Source organism: Haloarcula pelagica (assembly GCF_030127105.1).
In the GTDB taxonomy this organism is placed as follows: Archaea; Halobacteriota; Halobacteria; order Halobacteriales; family Haloarculaceae; genus Haloarcula; species Haloarcula pelagica.
This window is the reverse complement of the sequence record NZ_CP126161.1, coordinates 576,277-590,685: the sequence shown is the minus strand read 5'-3', so window position 1 is coordinate 590,685 and position 14,409 is coordinate 576,277. Positions and strand designations below refer to the sequence as shown.

At 68.3% G+C, this 14,409-nt stretch carries 19 protein-coding genes; 13 read left to right on the top strand and 6 right to left on the bottom strand.

Annotation, left to right across the window (positions count from 1 at the left end):
• Window positions 1–2: 2 nt before the first annotated feature.
• From P1L40_RS03235 to P1L40_RS03215, 5 genes are read left to right on the top strand one after another with little or no spacing between them, the layout of a single operon-like run.
• On the top strand, window positions 3–176 hold the full coding sequence (locus P1L40_RS03235) for a 30S ribosomal protein S27e (RefSeq protein ID WP_284009874.1): 174 nt from the start codon (window positions 3–5) through the stop codon (window positions 174–176).
• Between the two features lies 1 nt (window position 177).
• The gene (locus P1L40_RS03230; RefSeq protein ID WP_284009873.1) at window positions 178–978 is read left to right on the top strand and encodes a translation initiation factor IF-2 subunit alpha; all 801 of its coding nucleotides are present in this window, start codon (window positions 178–180) and stop codon (window positions 976–978) included.
• Window positions 979–980: 2 nt separating this feature from the next.
• A complete protein-coding gene (locus tag P1L40_RS03225; protein WP_284009872.1) occupies window positions 981–1,163 on the top strand; it encodes an RNA-protein complex protein Nop10 in 183 nt (60 codons plus the stop codon).
• A 5-nt stretch (window positions 1,164–1,168) separates the two neighbouring features.
• Window positions 1,169–1,927 (top strand): proteasome assembly chaperone family protein, encoded by a 759-nt coding sequence (locus P1L40_RS03220; protein ID WP_284009871.1) that lies wholly within the window; start codon window positions 1,169–1,171, stop codon window positions 1,925–1,927.
• 46 nt (window positions 1,928–1,973) lie between these two features.
• On the top strand, window positions 1,974–2,576 hold the full coding sequence (locus tag P1L40_RS03215; RefSeq protein ID WP_284009870.1) for a J domain-containing protein: 603 nt from the start codon (window positions 1,974–1,976) through the stop codon (window positions 2,574–2,576).
• A gap of 9 nt (window positions 2,577–2,585) precedes the next feature.
• Here P1L40_RS03215 and P1L40_RS03210 read toward each other — a convergent pair whose 3' ends face one another.
• Window positions 2,586–3,740 (bottom strand): threonine synthase, encoded by a 1,155-nt coding sequence (locus P1L40_RS03210; protein ID WP_284009869.1) that lies wholly within the window; start codon window positions 3,738–3,740, stop codon window positions 2,586–2,588.
• An 82-nt stretch (window positions 3,741–3,822) separates the two neighbouring features.
• On the opposite strand from P1L40_RS03210, the gene P1L40_RS03205 reads away from it, so the two are divergent.
• The gene (locus P1L40_RS03205; RefSeq protein ID WP_284009868.1) at window positions 3,823–5,079 is read left to right on the top strand and encodes an NAD(P)/FAD-dependent oxidoreductase; all 1,257 of its coding nucleotides are present in this window, start codon (window positions 3,823–3,825) and stop codon (window positions 5,077–5,079) included.
• Window positions 5,080–5,168: 89 nt separating this feature from the next.
• On the opposite strand, the gene P1L40_RS03200 is transcribed toward P1L40_RS03205, so the two are convergent.
• Both P1L40_RS03200 and P1L40_RS03195 read right to left on the bottom strand, forming a co-directional pair.
• A complete protein-coding gene (locus P1L40_RS03200; RefSeq protein ID WP_284009867.1) occupies window positions 5,169–5,327 on the bottom strand; it encodes a hypothetical protein in 159 nt (52 codons plus the stop codon).
• 37 nt (window positions 5,328–5,364) lie between these two features.
• The gene (locus tag P1L40_RS03195; RefSeq protein ID WP_284009866.1) at window positions 5,365–6,057 is read right to left on the bottom strand and encodes a metallophosphoesterase; all 693 of its coding nucleotides are present in this window, start codon (window positions 6,055–6,057) and stop codon (window positions 5,365–5,367) included.
• Window positions 6,058–6,206: 149 nt separating this feature from the next.
• On the opposite strand from P1L40_RS03195, the gene P1L40_RS03190 reads away from it, so the two are divergent.
• The 3 genes from P1L40_RS03190 (at window position 6,207) to P1L40_RS03180 (ending at window position 8,756) form a co-directional block, all read left to right on the top strand.
• Window positions 6,207–6,368: a hypothetical protein gene (locus P1L40_RS03190; protein ID WP_284009865.1), complete on the top strand. Its 162-nt coding sequence runs from the start codon at window positions 6,207–6,209 to the stop codon at window positions 6,366–6,368.
• A gap of 64 nt (window positions 6,369–6,432) precedes the next feature.
• Complete coding sequence (locus tag P1L40_RS03185) at window positions 6,433–7,545, top strand: tyrosine-type recombinase/integrase (protein WP_284009864.1); 1,113 nt, start codon at window positions 6,433–6,435, stop codon at window positions 7,543–7,545.
• An 89-nt stretch (window positions 7,546–7,634) separates the two neighbouring features.
• Entirely contained in the window at window positions 7,635–8,756 is a 1,122-nt protein-coding gene (locus P1L40_RS03180; protein ID WP_284009863.1) for a pyridoxal phosphate-dependent aminotransferase, read from the top strand.
• On the opposite strand, the gene P1L40_RS03175 is transcribed toward P1L40_RS03180, so the two are convergent.
• Window positions 8,757–9,791 carry a DUF7504 family protein gene (locus P1L40_RS03175; protein WP_284009862.1) on the bottom strand — a complete coding sequence of 345 codons (1,035 nt, stop codon included), beginning with the start codon at window positions 9,789–9,791 and terminating at the stop codon, window positions 8,757–8,759.
• 247 nt (window positions 9,792–10,038) lie between these two features.
• Between P1L40_RS03175 and P1L40_RS03170 the strand changes: the two genes are divergently transcribed.
• The 4 genes from P1L40_RS03170 (at window position 10,039) to P1L40_RS03155 (ending at window position 12,002) form a co-directional block, all read left to right on the top strand.
• Complete coding sequence (locus P1L40_RS03170) at window positions 10,039–10,317, top strand: ArsR/SmtB family transcription factor (protein ID WP_284009861.1); 279 nt, start codon at window positions 10,039–10,041, stop codon at window positions 10,315–10,317.
• A gap of 73 nt (window positions 10,318–10,390) precedes the next feature.
• On the top strand, window positions 10,391–10,687 hold the full coding sequence (locus P1L40_RS03165) for a DUF8036 family membrane protein (protein WP_284009860.1): 297 nt from the start codon (window positions 10,391–10,393) through the stop codon (window positions 10,685–10,687).
• Window positions 10,688–10,732: 45 nt separating this feature from the next.
• Window positions 10,733–11,104 carry a hypothetical protein gene (locus P1L40_RS03160; protein WP_284009859.1) on the top strand — a complete coding sequence of 124 codons (372 nt, stop codon included), beginning with the start codon at window positions 10,733–10,735 and terminating at the stop codon, window positions 11,102–11,104.
• Between the two features lie 43 nt (window positions 11,105–11,147).
• Window positions 11,148–12,002 (top strand): UbiA family prenyltransferase, encoded by an 855-nt coding sequence (locus P1L40_RS03155; RefSeq protein WP_284009858.1) that lies wholly within the window; start codon window positions 11,148–11,150, stop codon window positions 12,000–12,002.
• Between the two features lies 1 nt (window position 12,003).
• Here the strand turns inward: P1L40_RS03155 and P1L40_RS03150 are convergent, their stop codons facing one another.
• Complete coding sequence (locus P1L40_RS03150; RefSeq protein ID WP_284009857.1) at window positions 12,004–13,185, bottom strand: redox-regulated ATPase YchF; 1,182 nt, start codon at window positions 13,183–13,185, stop codon at window positions 12,004–12,006.
• A gap of 51 nt (window positions 13,186–13,236) precedes the next feature.
• Complete coding sequence (locus tag P1L40_RS03145) at window positions 13,237–14,355, bottom strand: polymer-forming cytoskeletal protein (protein WP_284009856.1); 1,119 nt, start codon at window positions 14,353–14,355, stop codon at window positions 13,237–13,239.
• Window positions 14,356–14,409 lie beyond the last annotated feature (54 nt).

The window sequence follows — 14,409 nt, the reverse complement described above, 5'->3', positions numbered from 1 at the left end:
CCATGGCAGGAAGTTTCGTCACCGTCGCCTGTCCGGACTGCGAGAACGAACAGACCATCTTCGAGAAGGCGGCCTCCGAGGTCTCCTGTGCCGTCTGTGGCCACACGCTGGCCCACCCGACCGGCGGGAAGGCCGACATCGAAGGTGAAGTGACCGCCGTCGTCGAGGCACGATAGGATGAAGTACAGCGGCTGGCCCGAACCGAGCGAACTCGTCGTCGGCAAGGTCGACGAGATCGAGGACTTCGGCGTGTTCGTCGACCTCGAAGAGTACGAGGGCAAGCGCGGCCTCTGTCACATCTCCGAGGTCGCCAGCGGCTGGATCAAGAACGTCCGCGATCACGTCAACGAGGGCCAAACCGTCGTCGCCAAAGTGCTTGATGTCGACGAGAGCGCCCAGCAGATCGACCTCTCGATCAAGGACGTGAACGACCACCAGCGCAAGGAGAAGATCCAGGAGTGGAAAAACGAGCAGAAGGCCGACAACTGGATGGAACTGGCCTTCGGCGAGGACATCGACGACGAGCGCTACAGCGCCGTCGCCAACGCCCTGCTCGCGGAGTTCGGCTCGCTGTACGACGGCTTCGAGGCCGCCGCCATCCACGGCGAGGAGGCGCTCGAAGCGACGGACCTGGCCGACGAGGAGGTCGAGGCTATCGTCGGCACCGCTCGCGACAACGTCTCGGTGCCCTACGTCAACGTCACCGGCTACGTCGACCTGGAAGTGCCGGATCACGACGGCGTCGACATCATCAAGGAGGCACTGCAGGCCGCCGAGGGCAACGGCGAAGTGCCCGACGAGATCGAACTCGAAGTCACCTACGTCGGGTCACCGGAGTACCGTATCCAGGTGCAAGCGCCCGACTACAAGACCGCCGAGGGCGCGCTCGAAGACAGCGCGGCCCGTGCCAGCCACGTCGTCGAGGACCACGGCGGAACCGCGCTGTTCCACCGTGAGCGCCACGAAGACGACGAGTAGGCGTGAAATCGGATATCCACGTCTGTTCGGCCTGGGAGCGCGAACACGACCGCCCGGTGTACACGTTCGGTGACACCTGTCCCGACTGCGGGGCCGAGGCGGTCAACAGCGCTCCGGCGCCGTTCGATCCGTCGGACCCGCATGGTCCGTATCGACGTTCTCTTAAGCGGCGCCGCCGAGAATAGGCGGTATGGACGAATACGATGTCGAGACCGTCGCCGACCCCGACCTGACGGACCCCGTGCTGGTCGAGGGGCTCCCCGGTGTCGGCCACGTGGGCAAACTCGCCGCAGAGCACCTGCTGGAGGAACTCGAAAGCGAGCTCGTGCGGAAGGTCTACTCTACGCACTTCCCGCCGCAGGTCAGCATCGACGAGGGGCGTGCCGAACTGGCCGCCGCGGAGTTCTACGCCGTCACGCCCGAAGACGGCCGGGACATGCTCGTCCTCTCGGGGAACCACCAGGCACAGGACACCGAGGGCCACTACGGGCTGACCGACACGTTCCTCGATGTCGCCGACGAGTTCGGCGTCGAGGAAGTGTTCGCGCTCGGGGGCGTCCCGACGGGCGAACTCATCGAGGAGTACGACGTGTTGGGGGCGACGACGACCGACGAGTTCGCAGAGACGCTCACCGACGCCGGCGTCGAGTTCCGCGACGACGAACCAGCGGGCGGGATCGTCGGCGTCTCCGGACTCCTCCTGGGGCTGGGCAAGCGCCGTGGGTTCCCCGCTGCGTGTCTGATGGGCGAGACCTCCGGCTATCTGGTCGACCCCAAGAGCGCGCAGGCGGTACTCGAAGTGCTCCAGACCGTCGTCGGCTTCGAAGTCGACTTCGCGACCCTGGAGGAGCGGGCCGACGAGATGGAGGAGGTCGTCCGAAAGATCCAGGAGATGGAACAGCAAAACGCTCCGTCTCCGTCCGACGAGGACCTGCGCTACATCGGCTAGACGACGGAGCGAGAATTTCTTTAGCGTTCACGTCTAACGCGGAGTCGTGCAGTCACAACTGGGTACGCTCCCGAACTGGCTCGTCCTCGGTCTGGGGCTCGGTGCGGCCGGGAGCGTCCTCGTCGCTGGCCTGTTTCTCACGGCGAGTCGCCTCTTTCCCGCCGAACAGCAGGCCCGCCGGATGAGCGACGGTGGCGAGGAACGGCGCCGCTCGGAGCTCCGGGAGTACCTGACGGCGATCGACGAGCAGTTCGCGGAGAACCACTTCGTCGAGGGCCAGCACGTCGCCTTCTACCTCCCGAAGCGGGACGTGGCGATCACGTTCGACGCCCGGGCGTACTACCGGATCGAACGGTCACCGACCTATCCGGTGCTGGTCGAACACGAGATGCCCGGTATCCACCTCGGGACTCGTCTCCCGTTCGAGGTGCCCGAAGTGACGCTCGGCCCCGACCCCGAGGAGTCGGGTGATCCGACCGTGCGTGCCTTCGAGGAACTGGGACTGGACTACGGCGCGACCCCTGCCGAGGTCAAGTCGGCCTACCGGCAGCGAGTCAAGGAAGTCCACCCCGACCACGGCGGCGACGAGGACGAGTTCAAGCGTGTCCGCGAGGCCTACACGATGGCGAAACAGCACGTCGCGTCCTGACTCGCCGACTCAGATGCCCTGACTCATCAGGTGACTCCGCAGCAGATCGGCCTCCTTGCTCCCCGCGATCGGGTTGACGAGGACGACCACGTCGTCGTCTGCGAAGGCGCCCCTGTGTGCCAGTTCCCGTGCGCCGGCGACGGCGGTCCCGCCGGTGGCACCGACCTCGGGGCCGAGTTCGCAGCCGTCGACGGCGCCCTGGAGCACCGCTTTGTCCTCGACTGCCGCCGCCCCGCCACCGGAAGACTCGACGGCGGCGAGCGCGGCGGTCCCGGCAGCGGGGTCGGGGACCTCCAGCGGCCCGACGATAGTGTCCGGGTGGTCGACGGCGGCGGGCGTCTCGCTCCCCTCGACCCACGCGTCCGTCAGGGGCGCACAGCCGTCGGGCTCGACGGCGTACAGTTCCGGCTCGCGGTCGACGAGGCCGGTCGCCGCGGCGGCGCCGAACCCGCGTTCGAGACCGACGAGGCTCTCGCCGTGGCCGGTCGGGTGGACGACGGCGTCGGGTGCGGTCCAGTCCAGTTGTGCGACCGTCTCGACGGCGACGGGCTTGGCGCCCTCGACGCGGAACGGGTGGCCGGGCGCGACGCTGTAGCGGTCGCCGTGGGCTTCGTCGAAGGCAGCGACGGCGTCGTCGTAGCGGCCCTCGACGACCCGCATGTCGCCGCCGTGGACGTTGACCATCGCCTTGTTGAGGAACGGACACCGCGACGGGACGTACCCCTTCGAGTCGAGGTCGGCGCGGGCGGCGTAGGCAGCGGCGGCCTGTGCGCCGTTGCCGGTCGACGGGGCCGCGACCGCGTCGGCGTCGGACTGGCGGGCGGCGGTGACGGCCACCGAGAGCTTGCGGTCGGTCAGCGACCCCGTCGTGTTCCGGCCCTCGTCTTTGACGTAGACGGCCTCGACGCCCAGTTCCTCGGCCAGCGTGGGTACCGCGACCAGCGGCGTCCCGCCCTCGTCGATGCTGACCAGCGTGTCCGCCTCGAACGGGAGCACGGCTCCGGCCTGTGCTCGCCGATCCGGGAGGTCGGCCGGCGTCAGTTCGGGGTAGTCGTAGTCGCCGGCGAGGGTCCCACCACAGTCGGGGCAGCGTGTCGCGTCGGCGTCGGCCGTCGTGCCACACACGGTGCAGGCGAGGCCACGGAACGTCGCTGTCGTCTCCATGGTCGTCACTGTGACCGGGAGCCACAAATACTGTCGGTCACACTCCAGCACGCTCTTGGTCGGGGCAGCACAACGACCGACAATGACAGATGTCGTCGTCGCCGGCGGGGGACTGGCCGGCCTGGTCGCCGCGCGCCACCTCGCCGAAGCCGGACGGGACGTGACGGTGTTCGAGGACAGCGAGCAGGTCGGCGGGCGCGTCCGCACCGCCCACGAGGACGGGTACACGTTCGACCGGGGCTTTCAGGTGCTGTTCTCGGCGTACCCCGCGGTCAAGCGGGAACTCGACGTGGAGGCGCTCTCGCCCCGTCCGTTCACGCCGGGGGCGACCATCGCGCGGCCGAACCATCGGTCGGTGCTGTCGGACCCGCTGCGCGTACCGACCGCGGCCGTCGAGACGGCGTTCAACCGTGACGTGCGCCTCGCGGACAAACTCCGGCTGTTCACCCTCCAGCGCGAGTTGGCGGGTCGGGACCCCGAGGCGATCCTCCGTGGCGGCGGGAAGCCGATCAGTGACTACCTCGCCGACCGTGGGTTCTCACAGCGGTTCGTCGAGCGCTTCGCGGCGCCCTTCTACGGCGGGATCACGCTGGACCGTTCGCTCGGGACCGACAGCGCGATCTTCGAGTACACCTACAAGATGCTGAGCGAGGGCGAGATATTCGTGCCGGCAGCGGGAATGGAGGCGATGCCCGAGCAGTTGGCCGACCGAGCGCGGGCCGCCGGCGCGACGATCGAGACCGACCGGACGGTCACCGCGGTCGCCGGCGAGGGCGACGCGGCGACCGTCGAAGTGGGGTCTGAGACGCTCTCCCCGGCGGGGGTCGTCGTCGCCACCGACCCGGCGACGGCCGCCGACCTGACCGACGTGGCCGGGATCACGACGGACATCCTGGGCTGTGTCACCCAGTACTTCGCGCTCCCGACGAACCGGGCGCCGGACATGGGCAAACGGATCGTCCTCAACGCCGCCGACGAGCGGCCAAACACCGTCGCGCCGATGTCCGCGGTCGCCCCCGAGTACGCGCCCGAGGGGATGGAACTGTACAGCGCGACGTTCCTCGGCACGCCCGAGGACGACGACGCGACGCTGGCGACGGCAGTCCGCGAGGCACTTGGCTCGTGGTACCCAGCAGCGAGCTTCGACGACCTGGAACTGCTGCGGACCGACCGGGTGCCGCTGGCGCAGTTCGCACAGCCGCCCGGGTTCCGTGCCGGTCTGCCCGACCCCGACGCACCCGACGGACCGGTGGTCCTGGCCGGCGACTACACCCGGTGGTCGTCGATCCAGGGGGCCTTAGAGAGCGGGCGCGTCGCTGCCGACCTGCTCACTGAGTGAGCCGGGGGTCCCGAACCCAGGGCTGTCCCGACGAGGCCCGCCGCTGTCGCCCCGAACAGCGTCACGCAGAAAGCAGTCTGTGCGGCGGCCTACGCGACCGGACCGCCGCTATTCGTGTTTCCCTCGTGGTCGTGTTCCTCCTCGGGTGTCAACACTTCCGAGACGTACTTGATCGTCGCGAAGTACAGTGCCAGCAGCGCGAGCAGCGTAATCGCGATGAGCGCGAGTGCAGCACCAGTCTGAACCATGTTCGGCTGTCCACCGCCGTTCCCCAAATACCTACCGTTACAGCATCCGCCGGAACTCCCCCAGCGGCGGGAAGGAGAGCGTTTCACGGCCCTGCTCGTCCCAGACGATCGGCTCCAGTTCGTCGGTGTCGGTCACCAGCGGGGACTGGAAGTCGCCGGCGCGCATCTCGTTGACGACGACGCCGGCGTTGAGCGCGTTGAACGACGGGACCATCAGGACCTCGCTGCCGCGGTACTGGTCGGCTCCGACCAGATAACACGGCCGGCGCTGGCCCTCGATCTCGATGGTCGGATGGTCGTGGCCGATCACGTATCGGTCGCCCTGTTCCGGCGGCTCCTCGTGACCGTGGCAGACGACGGTGTCGCCGATGCGGGCGGCGGCTTCGGTCGGCCCGTCCCAGACGGCATCCAGCATCGTGTCGTGGTTCCCGGGGACGACGACCAGGCGAGCGCCGGCCTCGCGACACGCCCGTTCGAACCCGGCGACGGTGTCGTCGACGGGCCGCGGGACGGTCTGAAACGAGTGCAACAGGTCCCCGGCGACGACGACGCGCTCGGGGTCGTGCCGATCGACCAGCGACGTGAACCGCTCGACCAGCTCCGTGTTCGAGCCGACGGGGAGTTCCAGCGACCCGCCGGTTCCCCGGCCGACGTGGAGGTCTGCGACCACGAGCGTCCCGTCGAGGACGACGGCCCGGTCGTCGAACGTGGGGGTGCCTGCCGTAGTCATACGGCCGTTCTCGGAGACGGGGACACAAAGCCGTGACGCACCCGGTGTCCCGACGTGCGTTCGTCGGCCCGGCGGTCGACGTTCCCGGGGACCGGCGTCGACGGTCGCGGAGTGAACGCTTTTTCAGCGTCCCGGCCGTCGGGGCAGGTATGAGCGAGGAGCCCACCGAAACCGAGACGGCAGTGACCGAGTTCCTGGCGGCCGCGGACGCGGCCTACGAGGAGTACGAGAACGGCTACGCCGACGCGGACGCGACGCTGCGGCAACTGGAGAGCGCGATCAGCGACCTCCGAACGACAGTCGAGGAGTGACGCCGCGCACGGTGTCCCGTGCGGTGGATTTAGGAGTCACGCCCCACTCTTCTCACCCGATCATATGCCGACCGGCAACTCCGGCGGGACCCGGCCGCTCCCGGACGCGCTCGACGAGTTCGTCGACGGGAAGAGCCCGAACTACGCCGCCAACCTCGAACGGGTCGTGGGGAAGTGGATCGACTGGTGTCGCGACCGCGATGTCCACACGCTCGACGATGTCGAGGTCCAGACGATGGCGCGCTACGCCGACCACCTCACCCGCCGCGTGCGGGCCGGGCAGGCGGACGGCGACGACGGGATCGCCGCCTCCTCGGCCTGGACCTACTACAGCCAGATCTCCGCGTTCCTCTCGTGGGCGACAAAGTGGGAGTACATCCCCGAGAACCCCGCGGACAAGGGCCGCGCGAAAGACCAGTTGCCGCCCAGACCCTCGGGGAACGAGGCGGAGCGGCAGTTCTGGCAGCCCGAGCAACGGCAGGCCCTGCTGACGTACCTCGACGAGCGCGCCCGGGAAGCCGTCGATAGCGAGGGACTCGACGCCGTCGACCCCGTCCGGGACAGGGCGCTCGGCGCAGTCCTGGCGTACACCGGCGTCCGCGGCGCCGAGATCCTCGCGGACCGCCACGACCCTCGCCGGACGGGGATCACGTGGGGCGATGTCGACCTCGCGGCCGGGACGATCACCGTCCTCGGGAAGAACCAGGAGATCGAACCGACGCCGCTTCCCGAACAGGCGTCCCGGCCGCTCGGCCGGCTCAAACGGCTTCTCTCGCCGCCCGATGACGACTGGCCCGTCTTCCCTTCGCGACACACGCCGACGCTGTACGAGACGATCGAGGCAGCGGGCTACGACCGGCCGGCGGACGATCCCTGGACGTTCCTCCTCGACAACGGGATCGAACCGCCGTCGCTGACGACCTCGGGGGCCAGATCGCTCCTGAAGCGGTGGAGTACGGAAGCCGACATCCCCGGACTCGACGTGGCCGACGGGGAGTATCTGACCCTCCACGGCGCCCGGCGCGGCGTCGGGGAGAAGCTCTACCGCGAGCGCGGCGCTGCGGCCGCCCAGCGGACGCTTCGCCACGCCGACCCGTCGACGACGAGTCAGATGTACTCGCACATCGAAGCGAGTGAACTCGCCGAGGACAACACCGATGTCTTCGACGGCGAGTGAAAGCGTGACACGGTACCGAGGGCGGTGTAGCCACTGCCGGGACGACACAATCGGGAAGAATTATCGGGCCGGGCGCCACTGAGACGAGTATGACGGAATTCTCACGCCGCGTCGAAGCGGTTTCGATCTCGGGGATCCGCGAAGTGTTCGAGGCCGCCGGCGAGGACGCGATCAACCTCGGCCTCGGCCAGCCCGACTTCCCGACGCCGGACCACGCCCGCGAGGCGGCGGTCGACGCGATCCGTGCCGGGAAGGCAGACGCCTACACCTCCAACAAAGGGACCGAGGAACTGCGCGAGGCCATCGCCGCGAAACACGCCCGGGACAACGACCTTGATGTCGACCCCGCGGACGTGATCGCCACCTCCGGCGGGAGCGAGGCGCTGCATATCGCCCTCGAAGCCCACGTCGACGCGGGCCAGGAAGTGATCTTCCCCGACCCCGGCTTCGTCTCCTACGACGCGCTGACGAACCTCGCGGGCGGGACCCCGAAGCCGGTCGGTCTACGCGAGGACCTCACGCTCGCCCCCGAAACCGTCGAGGACGCGATCACCGAGGACACAGCGGCCTTCGTCGTCAACTCCCCGGCGAACCCGACTGGGGCGGTTCAGTCGCCCGACGATATGCGCGAGTTCGCCCGCATCGCCGAGGACCACGACGTGCTCTGTGTCTCCGACGAGGTGTACGAACACCAGGTGTTCGAGGGCGAGCACCGCTCGCCCGCGGAGTTCACCGACTCGGGCAACGTCGTCGTCGTCAACGCCTGCTCGAAGGCCTACTCGATGACGGGGTGGCGACTGGGCTGGGTCACCGGGGCCAGCGACCGGATCGAGCGGATGCTGCGGGTCCACCAGTACGCCCAGGCCTGTGCCTCGGCTCCGGCCCAGTACGCCGCCGAGGCGGCCCTGACCGGCCCCCAAGAGCCCGTCGCGGAGATGCGGGCCGCCTTCGAGCAGCGCCGGAACGTCCTGCTCGACGGACTCGCCGAGATGGGCCTCGAGTGCCCGACGCCCAAAGGCGCGTTCTACGCGATGCCGGAGGTCCCGGCGGGCTGGGTCGACGAGGTCATCGACCGCGGGGTCGTCGTCGTGCCGGGGTCGGCCTTCGGCGAGGGCGGCGAGGGCTACGCGCGGATCTCCTACGCGACGGACCTGGAGACGCTGGAAGAAGCCATCGAGATCATGGGCGAGGCCACCGCGGCCGTCCGGTAGCTACCCGAGTTCCAGCGTCTCGATGTAGCGGACGAACGACTCCAGAGCGGGATTCCCGTGGTAGTGGACGATCCTCGCCTCGCTGTCGTACGTGAGGATTCCGAGATCGGCGAGCTGCGGGAGGTGAGTGTGTGTCAGCGACACCATGACCGACTCGCGCGACTCCGGGCACTCCCGCACGGGGATCGACCGCTCGCGAGCGACGACCTGATCGACGATGTCGTCGAGCGGAATCTCCTCGTCGGTCCGGTCCTTGAGGTGATAGAGGAGCGTCCGCCGCCGCGGGACGGAGATGAGGTCAAGCGCCTGGTCGAACGAGTACGGGATCGGAACCGTCTCGGGCCGTTCGGGGTCCCACTTCCCGACGCCACCCGGGGGGGCCGTCGACTCCCTGAACGACGGTTCGTCACTGGACCGGTCCGCACCGAGTACCGTCCAGCCCGTCTCGGGGTCGTACTCCAGAACCCGGTCGTACAACGGACGGAACAGTTCGACGGTTTCCTCGCTGTGGGCGGTCGGATCCATGTGGTGGTGGGCGAGCGCAGACGTTCGATCACAGTTCTCGTTGAGCGTGTTCACCGTCGAGATCACGTCGTCGCGGGCGAACGTCTGTAACAGTCCGGTCACCGAGTGCAGGCAGAGGACCACCGAGTCCGCAGTCGCCTCCCAGCGTCCGAGCGTCCGGGCGACGGTCGCCACCAGATCGACGAGTTCGGCGTCGTCGGAGAGCGACTGGAGGTCGATCTCGGGGAAGGCGTCGGTCCCGGCGGCCTGGGACCCGCTCGCCCCGGCGGTACTGCCGTCGACGATCGTCGCCTGTCGTGGCCGCCGGTCGTCGAGGTGCTGTTGCCACACCGAGAGCCGTTCGTCCGGGGTCGCGTCGACGGTCACGCTGAGGACGTTCGTCTCCTCGGGTTCGTCACCGATCAGGAGGTCGATACAGGCCTCGTTCTCGGGGCCAGACGACGGGACCAGAAGCAGGACTGTCGCCGCTCCGTCGATCAGTCCCTGTAGCTCGCCGCCGGCCCCGTCCATTGGCGGTCAGGTATGCCGTCACCGAATAAAAATGTATCACCTAGCGAACTATACATCGGTCGCCCCGGCGGTCACGAATTTGGGGGAGTCTCGGAACGGAGTTCGAACAACGGTTATATCCGTCGGCCGAGTCAGTCCGAACGAACCGGGTGTGTCATACGTACGCGACGGGCCGCCCGAGCGTGGGCCGGCCCGAGAGAGACAGTGTTATTATCGGGGCGCGAACACAACCGCCCAAGAAAGAGGGATGGAGAAGGCGCTCTGGTATCTGCTGACGGCGACGCGTGGCGGAGCCAACCGAGCGCGCATCATCGACGCCCTCTCCGATCGACCGATGAACGCGAACGAACTGGCCAACGAACTCGACGTGGGGTACAAGACGATCCGCCACCACATGGACCAACTCGAAGACCACGGCGTCGTCGAGTCCGGCGACGAGGAGTACGCGAAACTGTACTTCCTGACCGATCGGTTCGACAAGTACCGCGACACGTTCGACGAGATCGTCGAGCAGATGGACTCATGATCGGAGACAGGACACGCCGGGAACCCACGGGAGCGACACCGCCGGCCTCCGAGGACTCGGGGGTGACCGCCTGATGGCGATGGGTCCGCTCATCACCGCAGCGGTGGTCCTGGCGGGGATCAACGTCGTGCTCTTGCTCCCGCTGGTCGGGGTCTGGGCGCGCAACTACGCGACCTTTCGAACCGGTCTCGTCGCCGGACTCCTCGCGTTCGCTGTGGCGATGCTCGCCGAGAACGCGATGGCGGTCTACTTCTTCTTCTCGATGCAGAGCTTCTACGCCGGCGACCCACACGTCCAGGAGGCCGTGCTGGTGTTGCGCTCGCTCCAGTTCGTCGCCATCGTGGGCCTGAGCTACACGACACTCCGCTGACTCAAGGCGAAGGGTGGATACCGGTTCGGGCCGTACTGCGGGTCGATGGAACATCTCGCGCCATCGAACGTGCCGATCTACGACACGCCGGGCGAACAACGGGAGATCTGGCAGCGGTGTGCCGACAGGGGACAGCCGGTTCTGGCGATCCGGGTCGGCGAGCGTGGCTACATCGTCCGGTACGATCTTCAGCATCTCGACAACGAACTCACGACCGAGACGGTCCAGCGGCTCCGCAACCGCGTCCGTTCCCGCCGGCCCTACCCAACGGGGACCGATCCGGTGTCCGAGACCGAGGGCGTCGGCGGGGAGGCCGGCCCCGTCGCCGGCGAACTCCACGCCTCGACGGAGAACGGCGCCCGACAGCTCGCCTCACACATCTCGCCGTTCGTGTTGACCCGGGACAACTGGCGATAGGCGCCGCACGAGACTTTTTGCCGTCCCGCTCCGTTGTAGACGTATGGCAATCTCCCGACACGACACGGGATTTTCGGCGGCGGGGCGAGCGCTGCTGTCCCAGGTCCATCCGGTGTTTATGCTCCCGCCGCTTGCCACCTCGCTGTTCGGCGCGCTCCTGGCCGGCGGCGTCGACCTCCGCGTGGCCGCGCTCCACGCCGGCGCGATGTTTTTCGCCGTCTACACCGCCCACGTCAAGGACGGCTACGTCGACTTCTATCTGCGCGGCGAGGACGACGACCACCCCCTGACAAGCGGCGCCTGTCGGGGCGCACTCGTGGGCGCGGGCGTCGGCTTCGCTGCCTGTACTGCCGGGCTCTGGCTCCTCGCCGGCCCGCTGGCCGCACTCGTCACGGCCCCGACCTGGGTCGTCGGCTACACGCACGCGCCACAACTGGACATGCACCCGATCGGCGCGACGATGGGGTACCCCACCGGGATCACGCTGGCGCTGCTCGGCGGGTACTACGCCCAGGCGACGGCGTTCTCACCGCGTGTGCTCGGTCTGGCGGCGGTGTTCTTGGTGCTTCTCACTGGAATCAAGATCGTCGACGACGAGGACGACCACGACTACGACAGTAGCATCGACAAGCGGACGGTTGCCGTGATGCTGGGTCCCCAGCGAGCACGGCGTCTCGCCGTCGGATTGCTCGTCGGTGCGATGGCCGGCGTGGTGGCGCTGGCGGCCGTGGTGCCCCGGATCCCGCCGACTGCCGCCGGCGCCGCGGTCGTCTTCGGGGCCGTCGCGGCCGTCGCCCACCGCGCGGACTCGACGCTGGCGACGATGTTGCTGATACGGGGGTCGTATCTCTTTCTGGCGGTCCTGGTCGCGGCGGTGTGGTTCCGGCCCCTTGCCTGACTCAGTTCGCGTCGCTGACGATCTTGATCACCGACCCCTCCCCGAGTTCCTCGCTGTCGGAGATCCGCATCTCCTTGCGGGCGTCGACCGCGTGGATGTAGCCGTCGCCGATGTCGGAGTGGACGGCGTACGCGAGGTCCTTCGGCGTCGATCCCTGGGGGAGCAGAAAGGCGTCCGGAAGGATGTTGCCCTGGCCGTCGGTCCAGTTCGTGTCGTTCTGGACGGGATAAGCCGTGAAGTACTCCAGCAGGTCGTACACCGCGGTGTCTAGCGCTTGCTGGACGCCGGTGCCGCCCCACTGGCCCATTACGTCCCGAATCCGGTCGAGCCCCTCCCGCTGCTGGTCGCTCACGTCGCCGATGATCTCGAAGTCGGGATCGCCCGGATCGTAGTCGATCGCGCCTGCCTTCGCCGCCTTCCTGAGCGCGAGTTCCCCGTCGGCGGTCGCGGGGACGACGATTTCGGCGGCCTCCCGGAGGCGTTCGACGTTGCCCTCCGGAGCGATATCGGCCTTGTTGGCGACGACCGCGATCGGTTTCGTCCGTCGGCGGATGTCACTGGCGAGCGTCTCGCGGTGGTCGTCGGTCCAGGCGATCGGGTCTTCGGGGTAGTCCATCTCCCGGAGGCTCCGGGCCACGTCGAGTTCGGTCGCGCCGACGCCGGCGAGCAGGTCCGTCAGTTCCTCGTCGAGGTCGAAATCGGGCGAGCGAGAGGCGCGTTCGACCGACTCCCAGTTCCGGTCGACGATGCTGGCGAGCCACAGGTCCATCTCCCGCTCGACGAAGTCGATGTCCTCGACGGGGTCGTGCTCCCCGACCTCGACGGGTTCGCCCTCCTCGTTGGTCCCGCCGGAGGCGTCGACGACGTTGAGGATGACATCGGCGTTCGTGAGTTCGTCGAGGAACTGGTTGCCCAGCCCCCGGCCCTCGTGGGCGCCGGGGACCAGGCCGGCCACGTCGATGAGTTCGATCGGGACGTAGCGTTTGCCGTCGTGACAGTGTTCGTCGCCACACCGCGTCTCGCGGTCGAGACAGGGGCAGTCGGTCCGGACGTGACTGACCCCGCGGTTGGCGTCGATGGTCGTGAACGGGTAGTTACCCACGTCCACGTCGGCCATCGTCGCCGCCTTGTAGAAGGTCGACTTCCCGGCGTTGGGTTTGCCGGCAAGCGCGATCGAGAGCATGCCACCGCCTACCGCAGTCGCGAAAAAGGGGGTTTCGGTTCCGGCGCCTGCTCAGGACCGCTCGGGCTGTTCGACGGGGTCGGCTTCGTCGGTGGACGATTCCACAGTATCGTCGTCGGGTGGCGCGGTGTCGTCCGACGTGTCGGCGTCCGTCGACTGGTCGTCGGCCGGCTCGTCGGCCTCGGTGGCCGTGGCTTCGGTCTCGGCGTCGGCCGCCTCGTCGGTGGTCGAGGAGTCGCCGGCGTCGGCCGTCGTCGCCGACTCCGCGTCCTCTTCCAGTTCCTCGGCCATCTCGGCCATCGCGGCGGCCGACTCGTCGGGGCGCTCGATCACGGCCTCGGTGTGCATCCGCATCTCGCCGCGGGCACGGATCGTCCCGTCGACGGTGGCGTTCTCGTGGAGGTGGACAGTGTCCGCCGAGATATCGCCCCACACCTTCACACCGGGGCCGATCCGGAGGTCGCCGTTCCGGGTGGTCACGTCGCCTTTGATCTCCGTTCCGCGCCCGACCGTGATCGCCTCGCGGGCGCGGAGACTCCCGAAGACGGTCGTGTCACGGCCCACCTCCAGGGACTCCGCACGGATGTTGCCGTGGAGTCGACAGTCGTCGCCGACGGTCGCCGGCGTCGAGACCTGCCAAGTGTCGTCCGAGACGGTCGCGCCTCGGGGGATCAACACCGGCTCGTGGTCGTCCCCGCCGTCGCCGGTCATCTCGTCGACCAGTTCCCGTGCGGCTTCGTCCTCGCCGATCCGCAGCAGTTGCGAGAGGTAGACGAACAGGAAGACGATCGTCGGCATCGGGTTGCGAATGACGATCCAGCCGTTGGCCTCGAACCCCTCCTCGATGTCGACATCGTCGCCGATGTCGAGGTCGCCGGCGACGCGCAACTGGCCGCCGATGTGGACGCGTTCGCCGATGTAGGCGTCCTCGCCGACCAGGACGTTCTCGGCGACATCACACCACATGTCCAGCCGGCAGTCGCCCTCGGCCTCGATGTGACCGCCAAAGCGGACGCGCTCGTCGGCGATGACCGACCGACCGCGGACGCCGAACTCGATCGTGCTCTGCCCGCCGACGATGACATCACCGTCTGTCACCAGGTCGTGTTCCTCGACGGTCGTCCCGTCGGGGATCGAGAGTTCCGAGAGCGGGGCAGAACCGAGTGGCACGTGCCAACAAGCGGTTGCGCTCGTATTAAAGCCTCAGGGTGCGCACGACGGGCG